This is a genomic window from Bacillus sp. ISL-57, assembly GCF_018613135.1.
Lineage (GTDB): Bacteria > Bacillota > Bacilli > Bacillales > DSM-1321 > Peribacillus > Peribacillus frigoritolerans.
On record NZ_JAGGQV010000002.1, the window covers coordinates 370,746 to 387,213 of the forward strand.

Sequence of the window (16,468 nt, forward strand, 5' to 3'; positions counted from 1 at the left end):
TCACCCCAAATTTTTATCATAAGTAGCTTCATTATAACAGATTATGATGAAACAGGCTCTTTTCTTTAAAAAATCCATACTATGTAAAGAATTTGAGAAAAGGAGGCTAATTATGCAAACACAGTATTTACCTTACTATCATTATCCACAAACCATAATGCTGCAAAACGATTACAGAAATGCATATGGGAATGAATATGGACCTGAATATTGGAATGACGAGCGCTTCTTTCCTTTCTTTCCGCTATTGGCTCCTGTAGCTTTTGTGGCAGGATTGGCAATTGGACCGTTGCTATTCAATAACCGTCCACCTGTCTATCCTCCATATCCTCCTCCATACCCCGCCTACCCTCCTTACCCTGCTTATCCAGCGTACCCTCCCTATCAAGGCTTTCAGGGTTACCAGCAACAACAATTCGGCGCACAGGCTGGGGTATCTGAAAATATCAATATCTACACACAATAAGAGTTGGACAGAAGGCGACATAAACGCCTTCTTTTTCTTGGACCAAAAGGGAGTCCGATTGAATTTTACTTCCCTATATATTTTGAAGTGGTATAATATGAAAATGAATAGATGGTAAAGTGTTGGGAAATGATGGTCATACCCTAGAGATGTACATGCTTAATCTTTTCACTATTTTCTGCCTAGTTGCACACACGTCTCTATTTCAACCAATAAGCATATAAAACGGGTTTTTCCTGAAGGAAGTCTGTATGTAACGTCCTTCTAACCTTATTAAGAAAAGGAGTTTCCACTAATGAACCAAACGAAAGGACATTCTGAAAGGGATGAGTTTTCGATAAACTCCCTTGCCCAAGCCGTGTTTATTGTCAATAAACATGCAAAGACTGCATTGGAGCCAAAGAATTTATATAATTTAAAAAGGCTCGCATTAAGCAAGCTTATGCAAGAAGGAAAAGCGAAGAAGATTGGACTTCATTTCTCTGATAACCCTCGCTTTGCAGCACAACAATCCGACGTCATTGTCGAATGCGGATCATATGTTTTTCATTTACCTCCCACTAAGGAAGATTTGAAAAAACTACCCCATCTCGGCAGCCGGGCAGCCTCCATACGGAACCCTAAAGCCGCGTTGTCATTATCAAAGGCCAAACAGATCCTGCAATCTTACGTTGGACAAGCAGGTGAAAAACAACCGAACACAACCAATACCGAGAAAAGGGCTCACGGGCGCAGGTCGGTCAAGCAACCTTTTCACAATCCATTCCCATCCTCCTTTTTAGGAAAAGGTTCCAAGTATTGATCATTGATAAACTAAACGGGCCGTGAGGTAACGCCTCATCGGCCCATTTCCACATTCATAATACCAATCTGTCTATCAACTTTATAAGCTCTGCAATTTCAGGCTTGCTGATTTGCGCGTCAGCCCCTACGACCTGACCTTTATGACGCAGGCTGTCAGTAATCAAAGAAGAGAAAATAATCACCGGCAGCCCAGCGAGTTCCCCGTTTTCCTTTATTCTTCTAGTCAAATGATGTCCATCCATCTGAGGCATCTCAATATCGGTAATCACCAGTTGCACTTCATCTTCAACCACTTTTCCTGATTCAATCAAATTTTCAAGATAATTAAATGCATCAAGTCCATTCTCATAAAACTCCAAGTACTTGAATCCTGCTTCTGACAATGTATCGAACAGCAGCTTTCTCAGTAATGGTGAATCTTCAGCAATCAGGATTCTCTTGTCAGAATTTTGCCTGATACCAAGCTTTTTTACCTGCTGGATGTTTATTCCTGATTCTGGATTGATTTCGACCACTATTTTTTCAAAATCGAGTAACAGTAACATTTCACTATTTAATTTTATTACTCCGATAATCTGACTTTCAAGGCCCTGATACATATCCGAAGGCTTTTCGATTTGGGACCAGGAAATACGGTGGATCTGTGTTACCGTATGGACATGGAAAACCACTTTTTGCTGATTGAATTCAGCCACTATGAATTTATCCTGCTCAGGAGTTTCAGATGGAGGAAACCCTAAAGCATCCGCGACATTCACAACTGGCAGGACTTCTCCGCGAAGCTCGATGATCCCCTCCACATTTGGATGGGAATGAGGGACAAGCGTGATGGGGACAGGATTGATGATTTCCTTCACCTTAATTACGTTAATGCCGAATTTATTCTTTCCGAGACCGAATTCCACTATCTCAAGCTCATTCGTTCCACTTTCCAGTAATATTCCTTTATTTGCTTCCACTGTTTCATCTCGCCCTTCTGCTTTTTCATTTCAAAATTCCATAAATCATTAAACCGCTTGGAAAAATATCATGGTTTCATCAATGAACTTCATACCTAATAATTCGGTTAAATATTTCTTTTGTTTAGAGCATGGATAAAAAAAATCCAGAAGTGATCATTTATTAAGGCTGTTTTCACATACTTTGTTGCTATTTACCAGGTAGTGAGTTGTGGTTGATTTCCCCTCCAGATGCTCGCTTTCCGCGGGGCGGGCGGTGAGCCTCCTCCGGCGTAAACGCCAGTGGGGTCTCTCCTGTCCCGCTGCTCCCGCAGGAGTCTCGCACTTCCGCTCCAATCAACCTTAAATCGTTTCGTTTTAAAAACAACAATCTTTACGAAAAGAGCCTTTATTAAAGCCCAAACCAAAAAGGGACCCCTCTGAGTCCCCCTTATTCCAAGCTATTTTTCACCACTGTCATTCCGCCACCATTTCGTTCGTAAGCCTATCCCTTCAAACCCCTCCGTGCAAACAAAATACTGCATACTCAACAATTTCCCAACTAATTCTTATCTCTTTCCCGACCTTTTCTTTGGATTGAGCCAACCTTTTTTTACAAAGAATAAAAACATCATCAAGCCAATACCGCCCATCGTTCCAAGAATGAGAAAATATCCATAATGCCAATTTAATTCGGGCATATATTCAAAGTTCATCCCATATACGCCCACTATGAAGGTCAGCGGCATGAAAATGGTAGTGATGACAGTCAATGTCATCATCGTCGAATTCATATTATTAGAGTTCACAGACAAATAGCTATCACGGATATCGGACGAAAAATCTCGATACGATTCAAGCATTTCAGTCAATTTAAGAAGATGATCGTACACGTCATTAAAATAAAGATGCTGATCTTTCAAGTAATTCAGACGCTCCGATGAAATCATCCTGTACAATAAGTCACGCATCGGCAATATGGTCCGACGGAGCCTGGACATATCTGTACGTAAATCAAAAAGCTGATCCATCAATTCGTTAATCGCGTCATTTTCAGTATTTTCCTCTATGCTGCCCAATTCGCTTTCAATTTTATAAACAGGCGGGAAGAATTCGTCGACGATCCTGTCAATTATCCTATGCAATAAGAAAAATGGACTTTGCTTCAACATTTTATTACCGGCAATTTCTTCCCATACCTTTTCCAGTTCAAGTAAATCTTCCTTATGAAAACTGACTATCCATTTTTCACCAACAAACATATCCAATTCCACTGCTTTAAATACCTTCTCCCTTAAAGCATGAATCACTAGAAATTGGTAGCCTTCATAAAAATCCATTTTGGGACGTTGATTAAAATCATCCAGGCAATCTTCAATTGCCAGCGGATGAAAGTGAAAATGATTGGTTAAAAGTTCGATTTCCTGGTTTGTTGGATTGGAAAAATCCACCCAGTACCACTCGATATCCGGATTATCCATTTCCGTTAGCGGTAAACCAAAACTGACTTCATGATTTGAAGTAATTGCGCAAGTCCTTATCATATGTATCAACCCTCAAAATTTTCTTATCATACATTATACCTTTAATTCATGAATCTCAAAAAGATTTCTCCCCCTACACACTAAATGATAAAATAGAATGAATGAGTCAAACAGGACATCATTCATGTAGTTAGAAAAGGGAGGATATTCATAGATGGAACATTTAATAAACCCTCTAGTAAAAGACGTTCAAATATCAGGAATCCGTAAATTCTACAATATGGTCGCTGATATCGAAGGCACCATTTCCTTAACGATAGGGCAGCCTGACTTTCCAACTCCGATGCATATCAAAGAAGCGGCAAAACAAGCCATCGATAATGACCATACCGTTTATACTCACAATGCGGGCTATCTGGAATTAAGGGAAGCCGCTTCAAATTATGTAAAAGATAAATACAAGCTTAACTATGATCCGGCGAATGAAGTGATCGTGACCTCTGGTGCCAGCGAAGGCATAGACATTGCCTTTCGGACGATCCTCATCCCAGGGAACGAAGTAATATTACCGGGTCCGGTATATCCGGGATACGAACCCATCATTAAGATGTGCGGCGCAACACCTGTTTATGCCGATACAACAAAAAATGGATTTCGTTTGACGGCAGATATACTTGAAAAGTACATAACTCAACACACTCGGTGCATCGTTCTGCCCTATCCATCGAATCCGACCGGAGTTACATTAACTGCCGAAGAATTATTGGACATCGCAGAACTTGTTAAGGGCAAGGACATCTTCATATTGGCTGATGAGATATACAGTGAGCTGGTATTCGATCAGGAGCATGTTTCGATTGCCACTTTCTTAAAAGAACAAACCATCGTCCTGAACGGATTGTCCAAGTCCCATTCCATGACCGGGTGGAGGATCGGCCTTCTATTTGCGCCTGCAGCCATCTCTCAGCATCTCCTGAAGGTTCACCAATACAATGTGACATGTGCCGCCTCCATATCGCAGAGAGCTGCCTTGGCAGCATTGACGGCAGGCAGAAATGATGCAATACCCATGAAGACTGAGTATGCACGGAGACGGGAATACGTGTACGGTCGCTTACAAGCGATGAAACTGGAAATAGTCAAACCGAATGGTGCCTTTTACTTCTTTATAAAGCTGCCTGAAGGCTATGCCTCTTCCCTTGATTTTTGCCTCAAGCTTGTTCAACAGGAAAAAGTGGCAGTGGTCCCTGGAGATGCATTCTCTCCCCTTGGCGAAGGGTACTTCAGGATATCTTATGCCTATTCCATGGAGACCCTGGAAAAGGCCTTGGACCGTATTGAAGCATTTTTAGCTAAAAAGTAGTCGCAAAAAAAATAGTGGCCTTCAATTGAATGGACAATTGAAGGCCACTTTCCAATTTTCAAGGATGTCAGGCTACCTAAGGTTTTTCACCTTGCCACCAACTAATACAATCTTCGTAAAAATCGAATTTCCCGATATCCTTCTTCCTTATTTGTCGTGGTAAGGCTCACTTCAACGATGGACCCAAGTAAATCAGCCATCACTTCTTCAAATTCCTTTGCGGAGCGCGGCTTTGAAAAACCTAAGCTCTTCAATTCGCGCATCAATATCTGAAAACCGGCATTCGTTTCGATATGACTGAATTTCACCGGCAAGATTAGCGGACTTTCATTCATTAATTTCAAATCCCAACGAATGGGCTTTGTTTGATGAATGGTTTTTTCTCGTTTAAAACCTTCAATCCTTACAATATATCGACCATCTTCTAATTCCTGGAATTTCATATTGATATCATCGAATTCGCCCATAGCTTTCACTCCTTTTTGTAAAGGCTGTCGCTATCAGCTTATTCATGTTAAAGAAATGCTAGCACTTAATTGTAATGTTTATATAATGCCTGTGTACCGCTATTTTCTTCGCCAGCTTCTGCCAGCCCCTCATACAGGGATTTGCTCAGGCTTAATCCAGGAGCGTCCATCCCCATTCTTTCCGCTTCATCAAGTGCAATCTTCATATCCTTGATAAAATGCTTAATATAAAAACCAGGTTCAAAATCCCCTTCAACCATCCGCGGTACGAGATTGGACAATGACCAGCTCCCGGCAGATCCCGATGATATGCTTCTTAATACCCGGTCCGGATCCAACCCCGCCTTTTTGGCATAGGAAATCGCTTCAGTCACTCCGATCATGTTGGATGCGATGGCGATCTGATTGCACATTTTCGTATGCTGTCCTGAGCCAGCGGGGCCTTGATGGACAACATTGCTGCCAAGGATATCAAAAATGGGCCGGACCGCTTCAAATGCCTCACTAGACCCGCCGACCATGATCGTTAGCTTTGCATCACGAGCACCGATATCCCCTCCGGAAACCGGTGCATCCAATGATTCCATGCCCCTTTTCTTCGCTTCCTCTGCTATCTTTACTGCCAAAGTTGGAGTCGAGGTAGTCATATCGATTAAATAGGTTCCTTGTTTCGCGTTCTCGATAAGGCCATTTTCCCCAAGATAGATTTCTTCCACATCACTGGGGTATCCCACCATGGAAATGATCACATTAGCTTTTTGCGCAATTTCCTTTGGAGCAGCTGCCCACTTCGCTCCCTGTGAGAGCAGTTCACTTGCCTTATCTTTAGTCCTTGTATAAACAAATACCTCAAACCCCGCCTTAAGTAGATGTGCGGCCATGCTTTTTCCCATAACTCCTAAACCAATGAAGCCGATCACTTTGTTCGATTGCATCAATGCAGATTCCTCCCAATCATTTTGTTTCAAAAAAACTTAAATGGACTTTATCATTCCTCCGTCAACTAAATAGGACTGCCCCGTTATATATGTATTAGCACCTGAAACAAGGAAAGTAACGAACTTTGCAAATTCCTCGGGTTCCCCATAACGCCCAAGAGGGATTTTGTTAATGGATTGTTCAGTCATCTCCTCAGGAGTGACGCCTTGTTTCTCTGCATTCATCTTATCAAGGTGCTGAACGCGATCCGTTGCGATTCTTCCTGGACCGACTGTATTGATCAAAATCCTGTCTGGTGCTAATTCTGAAGCTAACGTCTTCGACATACCAACGATTGCCGTCCGGAATGTATTCGATAATATCAGTCCCGAAATCGGCTCCTTAATGGATGAAGAAGCAATATTAACGATTTTCCCGCCTTGTTTTTTTAAGTGTGGCAAGCTCTCGCGGATCGTCCTTATGAAGCTTAGTAAATTAAGTTCAAAAGATTGTTGCCATTCTTCATCATTGAAATCTGAAAAAGAACCTCCTGGAGGACCTCCGGCGTTATTTATAAGAATATCGATACCGCCGAATTCTTCAGCGGTTTGCGCAACCAGGCTTTTAATATCTTCAGCTTTTGTTATATCCGTTATCATATAAGAAACTTTACCCGTCCCAAGCTGCGATAATTCCCTTTGTACGGCGGCTAGCTTTTCTCCATCACGGCTGGCTAGCATGACATTTGCTCCTTCTTTAACCAATTCGGCTGCCATAGCCTTTCCCAAACCTTGACTTGAAGCTAAAATCAAGGCATTTTTCTTTTCCAGATGTAATTCCATATCATATTTAACCTCCATCTTCTTAAAAATATAATTCCATTATATCGTTATAACCGTAAAGTGAAAAATCTGAATAATCATTCTCATGCTTTTTTATTTGCAAAAAAATAGCCGGTTGGATAACCAACCGGCTTCAAAGGGGGAAATGAGAATGTCAGCTGCCCTAAAAGAGCTAAACAACTGTGCTTGGTTTTTATTTACCCCTATTTTGGTGCAATAAACATTTTTTCTTTAAATTAAACCATTACAGGACAGCACCCCATCCGAAGGTTCTAATTGATGCGGTGCTGTTTTCCTGATTTAATTACTTCTTCAAAGCGTTAACAACCGCTTCTTTCACATTATCATTCGTGTCCAGCCCTAGAACTTCCTGTGATAGTTTTTTCATCTCTTCAAGCGAAAGTTGGCTAATTAAAGAACGTGCTTTTAAAATCGAAGTGGCACTCATTGAGAATTCATCAAGGCCCAATCCGATTAAAATCGGGATGGCCACTTCATCTCCAGCCATTTCCCCGCACATTCCGGCCCATTTCCCCTCTTTATGAGCTGCATCTATGACCATTTTAACCAAGCGTAAAATCGCTGGATTGTATGGTTGATATAAATAAGATACTCTCTCATTCATTCGGTCAGCGGCCATCGTATACTGAATCAAGTCATTAGTGCCTATGCTGAAGAAATCGACTTCCTTAGCAAATATATCCGCCATCACTGCAGTTGAAGGGATTTCAACCATGATTCCGACTTCAATCTTTTCAGCAACTTGAATACCATTATCAAGCAATTCCTGCCTGACTTCAGCCAAGACGGCTTTAGCTTCGCGGAATTCCGCCAGTGTGGCAATCATCGGGAACATGATCTTCAAGTCCCCGTAAATGCTTGCACGAAGCAGGGCACGGAGCTGAGTCCGGAAAATCTCCTGCTCATTTAAGCAAAGGCGAATCGCACGGTAGCCAAGGAAAGGGTTCATTTCCTTAGGAAGCTCTAAATAAGGCAACTCCTTGTCTCCGCCTATATCAAGCGTCCTGACGACTACAGGCTTCCCTGACATTCCTTCCAGCACCGCTTTGTATGCCTCGAACTGTTCTTCTTCACTTGGAAAGTCATTTCTGCCCATATAAAGAAATTCCGTACGATATAACCCGATGCCTTCACCGCCATTTTGATGTACGCCCTCCAGATCTTTCGGCGTGCCAATATTGGCTGCCAATTCCACATGATGGCCATCCTTCGTAACGGTTTTTTCATGAACAAGTTTCGCCCACTCAGCTTTTTGCCTAGCATAGGCTTCCTGTTCCTCTTCGTAGCGTTTCACGAGTTCAGGAGTGGGATTGATGTGGACTTCACCCTTTAACCCGTCAATTATGACCAGGTCACCATTTTCAATGGAAGAGGTCACTGACTTCGCTCCAACGACTGCTGGAATTTCCAATGAACGGGCCATTATGGCTGAATGGGATGTACGTCCACCGATATCGGTCGTAAATCCTTTAACATATGCCGGATTCAACTGTGCTGTATCGGATGGAGTCAAATCCTCCGCAATGATGATCACTTCTTCAGCAATCATGCTCGGATTAGGAATATGAACACCTAAAAGATGTGACAGCACCCGTTTCGTGACGTCACGGATATCCGCTGCTCGTTCCTTCATGTATTCATTATCCATTTGTTCAAACATCGTAATGAACATGCTTGCGGTTTCATTTAAAGAAAACTCTGCGTTGACGTTTTCTGATTGAATTTTATCCTGAATTGGGGTGATAAGTTCCGGATCAGCCAAAACAAGCAGGTGTGCGTCAAAGATTGCGGCTTTATCGGCCCCTAGATCCTTTTCGGCTTTATCCCTGATTATTTCCAATTCATTTGTTGACTTTTGAATAGCTTCCTTAAAACGGGATATTTCAGCCCCGACATCTTCTATGCTTCTTTTTACAATCGATAAATCTGGCTCAGTCAGTCGATAGGCTTTAGCGATGGCTATTCCGTTTGAAGCTGCTATTCCACTAATCAAAGTGGACATTATTCTGCTAATCCTTCTCTGTTCAACGTTTCAGCAAGTGTGTTCAGTGCATCGTTTTCATCGCTTCCTTCAGCAGAAATCGTAATTTCCGCCCCTTTGCCGATACCTAGGGACATTACACCCATAATGGACTTAAGGTTCACTTTTTTCTCTTTATATGCAAGGTTTATTTCTGAATCAAATTTTCCTGCAGCTTGTACTAGCAATGTTGCCGGACGAGCATGAATTCCTGTTTCTGCAGTTACTGTAAATGTTTTTTCTACCATATAAATCAATCTCCTTTAAGATAAATTAACTAAAATAGGTTATGTAAGGGGTTTTCTCTATCCAAATGAAAAAAGAAATGCCCTTTTCCTTATCAGGATAGCATTATCATTCCCAACAAACAAACCAAAACTATTGGTACCTACAAAATAGTACAAAAATATAGATGGAACTGCAACTATTACTTTTCAGATTCTTCAATGATTAAATGGACAGTTGGGCATTTTTGTTGAAAAAAGCCCTGAAACTCAGCATAATGAAAAGGACCACCGTTAATGAAACACTTCCGAGAATACCAATCAGAATCGCAATCTGGTACTCAATAGCAATTAGCGGGCTTATCCCCGACATGATTTGCCCTGTCATCATTCCTGGAAGGAAGATAATCCCCATCCCGAGCATATTGTTCAAAGTCGGGAGCACAGCCGAGTCGAATGCAGCATCCACATAATTCTTCACAGCCCTCGCTGGAGTCGCTCCAAGCATCAACATCGCTTCTACCTTTTCACGATTACCGCTAATCCCATCATGGAGGTTTTTAAGCGCCAATGTCACTCCGGTCATGGCATTCCCCACGATCATCCCTGCAATTGGAATGAAGTACCTCGGCTCGTACCATGGCGTGAAATGGATCACGACCACATTAAAATAAAACAATGCAGCCATGGGACCTGACAACATACTTAAGATAACCATCCTTTTAATTTTCTTGTTAAGAGTATGGGACACTTGCTTAAAAATATTATGGATGGAAAACAGGGCCATCGCACATAAAAATCCTAAAGAAAGTAATGGATGCGGATTTTCAAAGATATATGTCAAAACATATCCTGCGAGAATGAGTTGGACAGTCATCCGCACCGTGGCGAGCATGATTTGCTTTTCCCGTGCAATCCCGCGCCATTTCACGATTATGAGCAGAATCACTACAAACACGTAGGCCGCACAAAGACGCCAGAACTCAATATCTATTATCCCATTCGACTCCATTAATAGTCACTCTCCCTCGCCTTTTTCAGAATGATCCTCTGTTCAGCACACATGTCCGCCAGCTGTTTTGAATGGGTTATCATGATGACCGTTCCTTTTTCCCGCTTTACTTCTTCTAAAAAACGGCCCATTACCGTCAGCTCGGCTTCCTCATCAAGAGCTGAAGTCGGCTCATCCAGTAAATACACCTCGGGTTTCAATAAAAGTAACCTCGCCAGTGCCAGTCTCTGTTTCTCCCCGCCAGAAAGATTCTCCACACTCTCGTCTAAGGACTTCTGCAACTGGACGGTTCCTAGTGCTTTAACCAATTCTTCTTTATCCTTTTTCTCCCGTTCTGTCAGTTCCAGGCCAATCTGAAGATTTTCTTCTATCGTACCCGGTAAAATGAATGGTGCCTGAGAAAGCATTGTGACTTTACGCCGGAGCTCTATCGGGTTGAATTCATCCAGCAACTGATCATGATAATAAATCGAACCGCTATCCGGGTCATCCATCCTGTTCAATAATCGTAGCAGTGAGGTTTTTCCTGCACCGCTTTCCCCAGTCAAACAAGTAACCATACACGCCGGTATTAACAAATCATCAATATTCAAAATCCCTTTATATTTAATATTTTCCAGCCTAAATATCATTTGAACCGCCTGCCTCCCTTACTCCACCATATCATTATAAGAAACAATCCTGATCCGGGGTAGCGATGCATGTAAAGATTTTCATTTTCTTTCGCATTTTTATAGGTTAGTATTATTCCTGCCGAATATATCCATGACGGACGTGGAAAACACCTTAATAAATGGAGGGACTTATCATGAACGGAAATTCCTTTTTACATTCTTACCTGAATGTTTTTCTCCTTACTGCACTTTGCCTGATCACGTTGTCTGGCTGCCAGGCAGCTTCAGATAACGTGATCAATCAATCCCAACAGGAAAATTCACTTTCCAACGAAGACACCCGTTCCAGTGCGGATTCTTTAAATGAAGAAAAAGGCAAGACATTCACAGCCGAAATCATCAAAGTTATTGACGGAGATACAGTAAAAATCAAAATGACTAATGGAAATGAAGAAACGGTCAGGCTCCTGTTGATAGATACTCCAGAAACCGTGCACCCATCCAAGCCCGTTCAGCCTTTTGGACCTGAAGCAAGCAAGTTCGCAAAGGGACTCATGCCTACGGGCTCTAAAGTGGAAGTAGAAACCGGCATAGGTGAAAGAGATAAATACGGCCGGCTGCTGGCCTATTTTTATGTTGATGGTAAAATGGTGAATAAACTCCTGCTGGAAAAAGGCCTGGCAAGGGTAGCCTATGTTTATGCACCGAACACGAAATACCTTGATGAATTGGAAAATATTCAAAAACAAGCCCAACAAGACGAAATCGGTATTTGGTCAATTGAAAACTATGCAACTTCAAAAGGGTTCGATGATTCGAAGTCAAAAGAAGCATCCGTGGAAAAGCCCACTGGGTCTTGCAATAACCCGCAAATTAAAGGGAATATTAATTCCAAAGGCAATAAAATTTATCACATTCCTTCGGGCCAATATTACGAAATAACTAAACCAGAAGAAATGTTTTGTACGGAAAAAGATGCACAGGATGCTGGATTCAGAAAATCGCAAAGTTAACAAATACATTGGTTTTATTAAAAAAAGATCGAGTTGATTTCAAAAATCCGCTCCCCTTCCGCCTACTGTCTGCCAAGCCTACTCGACGTAAGCGTCTGCGGGGTCTCGGCCAGCCAGTTATTCGGCTGGAGTGTAGCAAATTCCATCCATTAAGGATTACAGAAAAAAACATGAAATACAAACTAGTCTTAAATAGGATTTGGGATAAGACGAGCCAGCTGTTTTTTTAAATAACACAAAGTTGATTGGAACGGAAGGTACGAGACCCCTGCGGGAAAAGCTCGTCTAAGGAGACCCCCGCAGGCGCGCCGAGGAGGCTCCCAGATGATGAAGTGGAAATCAAAGTTGAACTATAAAATATATCCTTGTTTTAAATGAGGCCATTCCAAACTCCCCTTGTCGACAAACGGAACATCATGTTTCGGCACATCCAATCTTAGGATGTGTTTTTTCATTTGGTCCCACACACTCATCATTTCCTCAATTATCCTTTTCTCATCAATAAGGTTCTCTTTAGCTCCTTTAAAACCCACTTATTAATACCGCCATTTTTCGGTTATGCCATTTGGCTTTATCCGATCGATTTATTTATGGTATAAGCACCCGGGAATACAGGAAAGTGCACTTTCTAAAGGTGACTTGCTTAATGAAAGATTTCTCGACGCTAACGGAAGACTTCACCCCGATGATCCATCATATTATCCGCTCACTTTCCATCTATAAAAATAAGGAAGAATATTTTCAAGTAGGCTTGATCGCTTTATGGGAGTCATTAGGGAATTTCAATGAGGAATACGGACACTTCTCCAACTATGCCTATACGGTAATCAAAGGCAAAATTCTGAACGAATTAAAGCATCATCATAAATATGAAATCCGTACCGCCCCCTTTGATTCTTTCCTATTAGAAATGATTAAAGATCCTTTTTCAATGCATGAAGAAGCCTTTGCCATCGATAATATATTAACCTACACGGAAGGATTGACACTGAATCAGCAACGCTGGCTTTTACAGACATACCTTGAAAATAAAACCGTGACTGAAATCGCTGAGATATATCAAGTTACTACTGCAGCCGTCAAATCATGGAGAAAGTCCGCCTTAAATAAATTAAGGAAACAATTGATTTTTCCATTATAAATAATTGGGGGTGGCTCAATCATGAGCCACCCCCAATTATACATCCATCAACTTCTCGCTTCTTCTAAATACGTATAAATTATCACACCGTTATGTTGAGCATTTCCCCGAAAATGTTTAAAGTCATCCCTTTTAACAAGAACCTCACGAAAAGCTAAAAACTCTTCTTTTGTTATCCGGAACTCTTCCATTTCCCGATTTGCCAATTTATCGAGTACTTCTTTTGCTTCCTCTGCATTCATATATTATCCTCCTTAATTATCGAATGTTCCATCATTTTCAGACAGGAGAAATTCCGTTTTCATTTTAACATAAGCTTGCCACTTAATATAAATCAGAATTTTTTGTTGCCCACTTACTACATTATTCTTTACGAATGCTTTAAAATAGTGCAAACTGTATATTAAAATATCATAATGTAAAATGATTGGCATTTTTTGTGCATATAATTACATACTGGTACGCATAACTGCGTTTGCAAGAAATACCAAATTATGCCACATCTTTACAACGCTCCATTACAAGAATCGTACCTCCTTTTAAAAGTTTAGCTTACTGTACCGACATAAGAGATAACTAATTCTCTTACTAGCACTTCCCACGTCAAAATCTAAACGGCAAGATGTTCGAATAATCCAATTACTCCATTGTTACTTTTTGATCATTGGAAACAAAATGGGAAAGGATGATTACCATGAAGAAAGCGGAAGTTGGAAATATCATTGAATTTAGAGAAGGCTTAAAAGGAATCGTCGAGAAAGTGAACGAGAACTCAGTAATCGTGGACGTCACGTATATGGAAAATTATCGTGATTTGGAGCTTGAACAAAAAACAGTCGTAAACCATAAAAATTATAAAATCATAGGATAATTCAATTTATCAAACGGGATGGTTACTAGATGACCATTCCGTTTTTCACTTTTTAGCAATCGTCCCATTCGATTCCCCCGCTTTTTGTAACCATTTCCATTTCATGCCGTCTAATTCATTAAAGGGCAAAGCACCTGTATGTGATTCAGGTATATCCAGTTTGAAATTTCTATCAGAAAGATGGGGGAAACACATGACTTGTTGGACACGTTATATTGGCAGTGTCACATTCGCCGCTTTTCTGCTGACTGGCTGCGGTACGACCACAGGCGAAAATGCAGATGAGCCACAGGAAGATTCAATAAAAGAGGAGAACGGAGGCAACACTTCTCAACGAGGCAATCGTAATAACCGAAGCGATAACAAAATAAGACTGATGGAGCAAAACCTGCAGTATACAATGAATGGGGAAGCAAAAGAAAAAACAGCATTCCTAAAAAAAAGCGATAATCAACCGTTCAGCCTCTATGTTTTGCAACAATTCAGGTTAAGTGCCGAAGAACCTGGAAAAGATATTGTGTTCCTGATTGAAGATGCCTCCATTTATATGAGAATCGAATTGTTGAAGGGCGATGTCAGTTGGGATGAGGTGGAAGAAAACGTTCAAGCCCAGCTGAAAAGCATTTCAGAAACGATTAGGGATCCTTCATTCGATATCGAGAGCGGCACAGGATTTGAAGTGGAAAGTGGCGATGATGTCATCACTTCCATTTTGCTCAAGGATGAAAAAGCACCCGTCCGCTTAACTATGTTCACGAAAAAAGATAAAGATTACCGGGATGCTTTTCTAGAGATGGCTAAGACGCTGATGAAAAGGTGACCCTAGCCCCCCCTGGTACGGAGGGCTAGGGTCAGGCCCCCCGTTCTCCATTACTCCTTGCCTGCCTTGCTCTTCCAGACCAGCACTAAAAAAAGGAGGCTTATGTATCCAAAAACCGGATAAATATATCCTAGTAACCTTCCATATCCGAATTCACTAATGATTAATGCTATTAAAAAAATCACCGCTATGATCAGCATGCTTGGCAATTTAATATAACTGCTGATTTGCCTCTGTAAGCCATATATGTTTCCGATGACCGAAGTGAATATCTCGCCGTATATCACCAAAATGAACATCCAATACAACTGACTGGCCGCCGTTCTCATAATAACTGCTGAAGGAATTTCATAACGATTCACGTCGGAAAGTGTCATAAGTGAAAAATGCCCCGTCAATAAAATGATGGTCAGGAATATCCCTCCAAGAATTGCTCCATGCTTAATGACCTTCTCATCTCGAACTTCATAAGCAACCGGAACCAGCACAGCCTGTGCCAAAGCGAGGTTAAAGGCTGTGTAGGCAAAGGGTGACAAAATCATTTTCACGGTGATCACTTCATCCGGAACTTTTGTAAGGGTCTTAAAGAAATCCCCATTACCTAAAGTCGAGAAAAAAAGAATCACGCTAAAGCAGATCATGATTGGCACAACAAATGAGTTCACAGTGAAAACACCACGCATGCCCATCATCAGGACCAAGGATGCCAGGATGATCGTAGACCAACTTCCTATACTTTTAGGCACGCCAAGTTGTTCTTCGAAAACGGCTCCTGAACCCGAAATCATGACAGCCGTCACCCCTAACAGCATGATAAGGAAAAAGAAGTTGATGATTCCTGCTATTTTCTTCCCAAATAGAAATTGATTGAACTCCTCATACGAAGATGCTCTGATCCTTGCTGAAATGATCATGATTTTCGTCCCGGTGAAAATGAAAATATAACCTGCTATTAAAATCCCGATAAAGCCATAAAAACCATAACGGGTAAAAAACTCGACAATCTCTTTTCCAGTTGCAAATCCTGCACCGACGACTGTGCCTACATAAACCGCTGCAATCTGAAAACTCCCTGACCACCTTGACAGCATACTCTCCCCTCCTCCCTACATTTATATGTAAGGAAGGGACATTTAAGACAAGCCGGGCAATATTCCTTTCGTCGGCTGTTTTTTTCCTCGGTTTCATTCTCTCACAGTGCAGTCTGAAACCCCCTATGCATTTCACTTTGAAGCATCATTCCAAATGCATGAAGATTTAAAAAAACGCTTGGAATAATCTCCAAGCGTTCAGATTGTATACTAATTAATAAACGTACCAGTTGATTCCAGAAATTCGCTCCCTTTCCGCCGGCTGTCTTTCATGCCGCATCATTGAAAGCGCCTTTGAGGTCTCGGCTAGTCAGTGATTCGGCAGGAGTGTCGCAAATTTCTTCAATCCAATCTTTCTA

At 41.5% G+C, this 16,468-nt stretch carries 18 protein-coding genes; 7 read left to right on the forward strand and 11 right to left on the reverse strand.

Going from position 1 to position 16,468, the window contains the following annotated elements; translation table 11 throughout:
- Positions 1 to 157 precede the first annotated feature (157 nt).
- The gene (locus J7I90_RS05050) at positions 158 to 466 is read left to right on the forward strand and encodes a hypothetical protein (RefSeq protein ID WP_396020056.1); all 309 of its coding nucleotides are present in this window, start codon (positions 158 to 160) and stop codon (positions 464 to 466) included.
- Between the two features lie 295 nt (positions 467 to 761).
- Complete coding sequence (locus J7I90_RS05055; protein ID WP_095389989.1) at positions 762 to 1,268, forward strand: YkyB family protein; 507 nt, start codon at positions 762 to 764, stop codon at positions 1,266 to 1,268.
- Positions 1,269 to 1,323: 55 nt separating this feature from the next.
- On the opposite strand, the gene J7I90_RS05060 is transcribed toward J7I90_RS05055, so the two are convergent.
- Both J7I90_RS05060 and corA read right to left on the reverse strand, forming a co-directional pair.
- A complete protein-coding gene (locus J7I90_RS05060) occupies positions 1,324 to 2,229 on the reverse strand; it encodes a chemotaxis protein (protein ID WP_048678203.1) in 906 nt (301 codons plus the stop codon).
- A gap of 548 nt (positions 2,230 to 2,777) precedes the next feature.
- Positions 2,778 to 3,752: a magnesium/cobalt transporter CorA gene (gene corA, locus J7I90_RS05065; protein ID WP_214768755.1), complete on the reverse strand. Its 975-nt coding sequence runs from the start codon at positions 3,750 to 3,752 to the stop codon at positions 2,778 to 2,780.
- 154 nt (positions 3,753 to 3,906) lie between these two features.
- Here corA and J7I90_RS05070 point away from each other — a divergent pair, with 154 nt between their 5' ends.
- Positions 3,907 to 5,055 (forward strand): aminotransferase A, encoded by a 1,149-nt coding sequence (locus J7I90_RS05070; protein WP_214768757.1) that lies wholly within the window; start codon positions 3,907 to 3,909, stop codon positions 5,053 to 5,055.
- A 101-nt stretch (positions 5,056 to 5,156) separates the two neighbouring features.
- Here the strand turns inward: J7I90_RS05070 and J7I90_RS05075 are convergent, their stop codons facing one another.
- The 7 genes from J7I90_RS05075 to J7I90_RS05105 form a co-directional block, all read right to left on the reverse strand.
- Positions 5,157 to 5,522: a hypothetical protein gene (locus tag J7I90_RS05075; RefSeq protein WP_034314117.1), complete on the reverse strand. Its 366-nt coding sequence runs from the start codon at positions 5,520 to 5,522 to the stop codon at positions 5,157 to 5,159.
- Positions 5,523 to 5,587: 65 nt separating this feature from the next.
- A complete protein-coding gene (locus J7I90_RS05080; protein WP_285289407.1) occupies positions 5,588 to 6,490 on the reverse strand; it encodes an NAD(P)-dependent oxidoreductase in 903 nt (300 codons plus the stop codon).
- Between the two features lie 6 nt (positions 6,491 to 6,496).
- On the reverse strand, positions 6,497 to 7,282 hold the full coding sequence (locus J7I90_RS05085) for an SDR family oxidoreductase (RefSeq protein ID WP_214768761.1): 786 nt from the start codon (positions 7,280 to 7,282) through the stop codon (positions 6,497 to 6,499).
- Positions 7,283 to 7,586: 304 nt separating this feature from the next.
- The gene (ptsP, locus tag J7I90_RS05090) at positions 7,587 to 9,305 is read right to left on the reverse strand and encodes a phosphoenolpyruvate--protein phosphotransferase (protein WP_214768763.1); all 1,719 of its coding nucleotides are present in this window, start codon (positions 9,303 to 9,305) and stop codon (positions 7,587 to 7,589) included.
- Positions 9,305 to 9,571: a phosphocarrier protein HPr gene (locus J7I90_RS05095; RefSeq protein WP_034314127.1), complete on the reverse strand. Its 267-nt coding sequence runs from the start codon at positions 9,569 to 9,571 to the stop codon at positions 9,305 to 9,307. Before J7I90_RS05095 ends, ptsP begins: the two co-directional genes overlap by 1 nt.
- Positions 9,572 to 9,773: 202 nt before the next feature.
- Positions 9,774 to 10,559, reverse strand: a complete 786-nt coding sequence (locus J7I90_RS05100; RefSeq protein ID WP_214768765.1) for an ABC transporter permease — start codon at positions 10,557 to 10,559, stop codon at positions 9,774 to 9,776.
- Positions 10,559 to 11,188 (reverse strand): ABC transporter ATP-binding protein, encoded by a 630-nt coding sequence (locus J7I90_RS05105; RefSeq protein WP_214770074.1) that lies wholly within the window; start codon positions 11,186 to 11,188, stop codon positions 10,559 to 10,561. The genes J7I90_RS05100 and J7I90_RS05105 overlap by 1 nt, the downstream gene beginning before the upstream one ends.
- A 179-nt stretch (positions 11,189 to 11,367) precedes the next feature.
- On the opposite strand from J7I90_RS05105, the gene J7I90_RS05110 reads away from it, so the two are divergent.
- Together J7I90_RS05110 and J7I90_RS05115 are read left to right on the forward strand one after the other, a co-directional pair.
- Entirely contained in the window at positions 11,368 to 12,186 is an 819-nt protein-coding gene (locus tag J7I90_RS05110; RefSeq protein WP_214768767.1) for a thermonuclease family protein, read from the forward strand.
- A 646-nt stretch (positions 12,187 to 12,832) separates the two neighbouring features.
- On the forward strand, positions 12,833 to 13,327 hold the full coding sequence (locus J7I90_RS05115; RefSeq protein WP_214768769.1) for a sigma-70 family RNA polymerase sigma factor: 495 nt from the start codon (positions 12,833 to 12,835) through the stop codon (positions 13,325 to 13,327).
- Positions 13,328 to 13,374: 47 nt separating this feature from the next.
- Here the strand turns inward: J7I90_RS05115 and J7I90_RS05120 are convergent, their stop codons facing one another.
- The gene (locus J7I90_RS05120; RefSeq protein ID WP_095389998.1) at positions 13,375 to 13,569 is read right to left on the reverse strand and encodes a hypothetical protein; all 195 of its coding nucleotides are present in this window, start codon (positions 13,567 to 13,569) and stop codon (positions 13,375 to 13,377) included.
- Between the two features lie 452 nt (positions 13,570 to 14,021).
- Between J7I90_RS05120 and J7I90_RS05125 the strand changes: the two genes are divergently transcribed.
- Both J7I90_RS05125 and J7I90_RS05130 read left to right on the forward strand, forming a co-directional pair.
- The gene (locus J7I90_RS05125; RefSeq protein ID WP_064505160.1) at positions 14,022 to 14,198 is read left to right on the forward strand and encodes a YkvS family protein; all 177 of its coding nucleotides are present in this window, start codon (positions 14,022 to 14,024) and stop codon (positions 14,196 to 14,198) included.
- Between the two features lie 193 nt (positions 14,199 to 14,391).
- The gene (locus J7I90_RS05130; protein ID WP_214768771.1) at positions 14,392 to 15,018 is read left to right on the forward strand and encodes a hypothetical protein; all 627 of its coding nucleotides are present in this window, start codon (positions 14,392 to 14,394) and stop codon (positions 15,016 to 15,018) included.
- A 50-nt stretch (positions 15,019 to 15,068) separates the two neighbouring features.
- Here the strand turns inward: J7I90_RS05130 and J7I90_RS05135 are convergent, their stop codons facing one another.
- Entirely contained in the window at positions 15,069 to 16,109 is a 1,041-nt protein-coding gene (locus J7I90_RS05135; protein ID WP_214768773.1) for a YkvI family membrane protein, read from the reverse strand.
- Between the last annotated feature and the right edge of the window lie 359 nt (positions 16,110 to 16,468).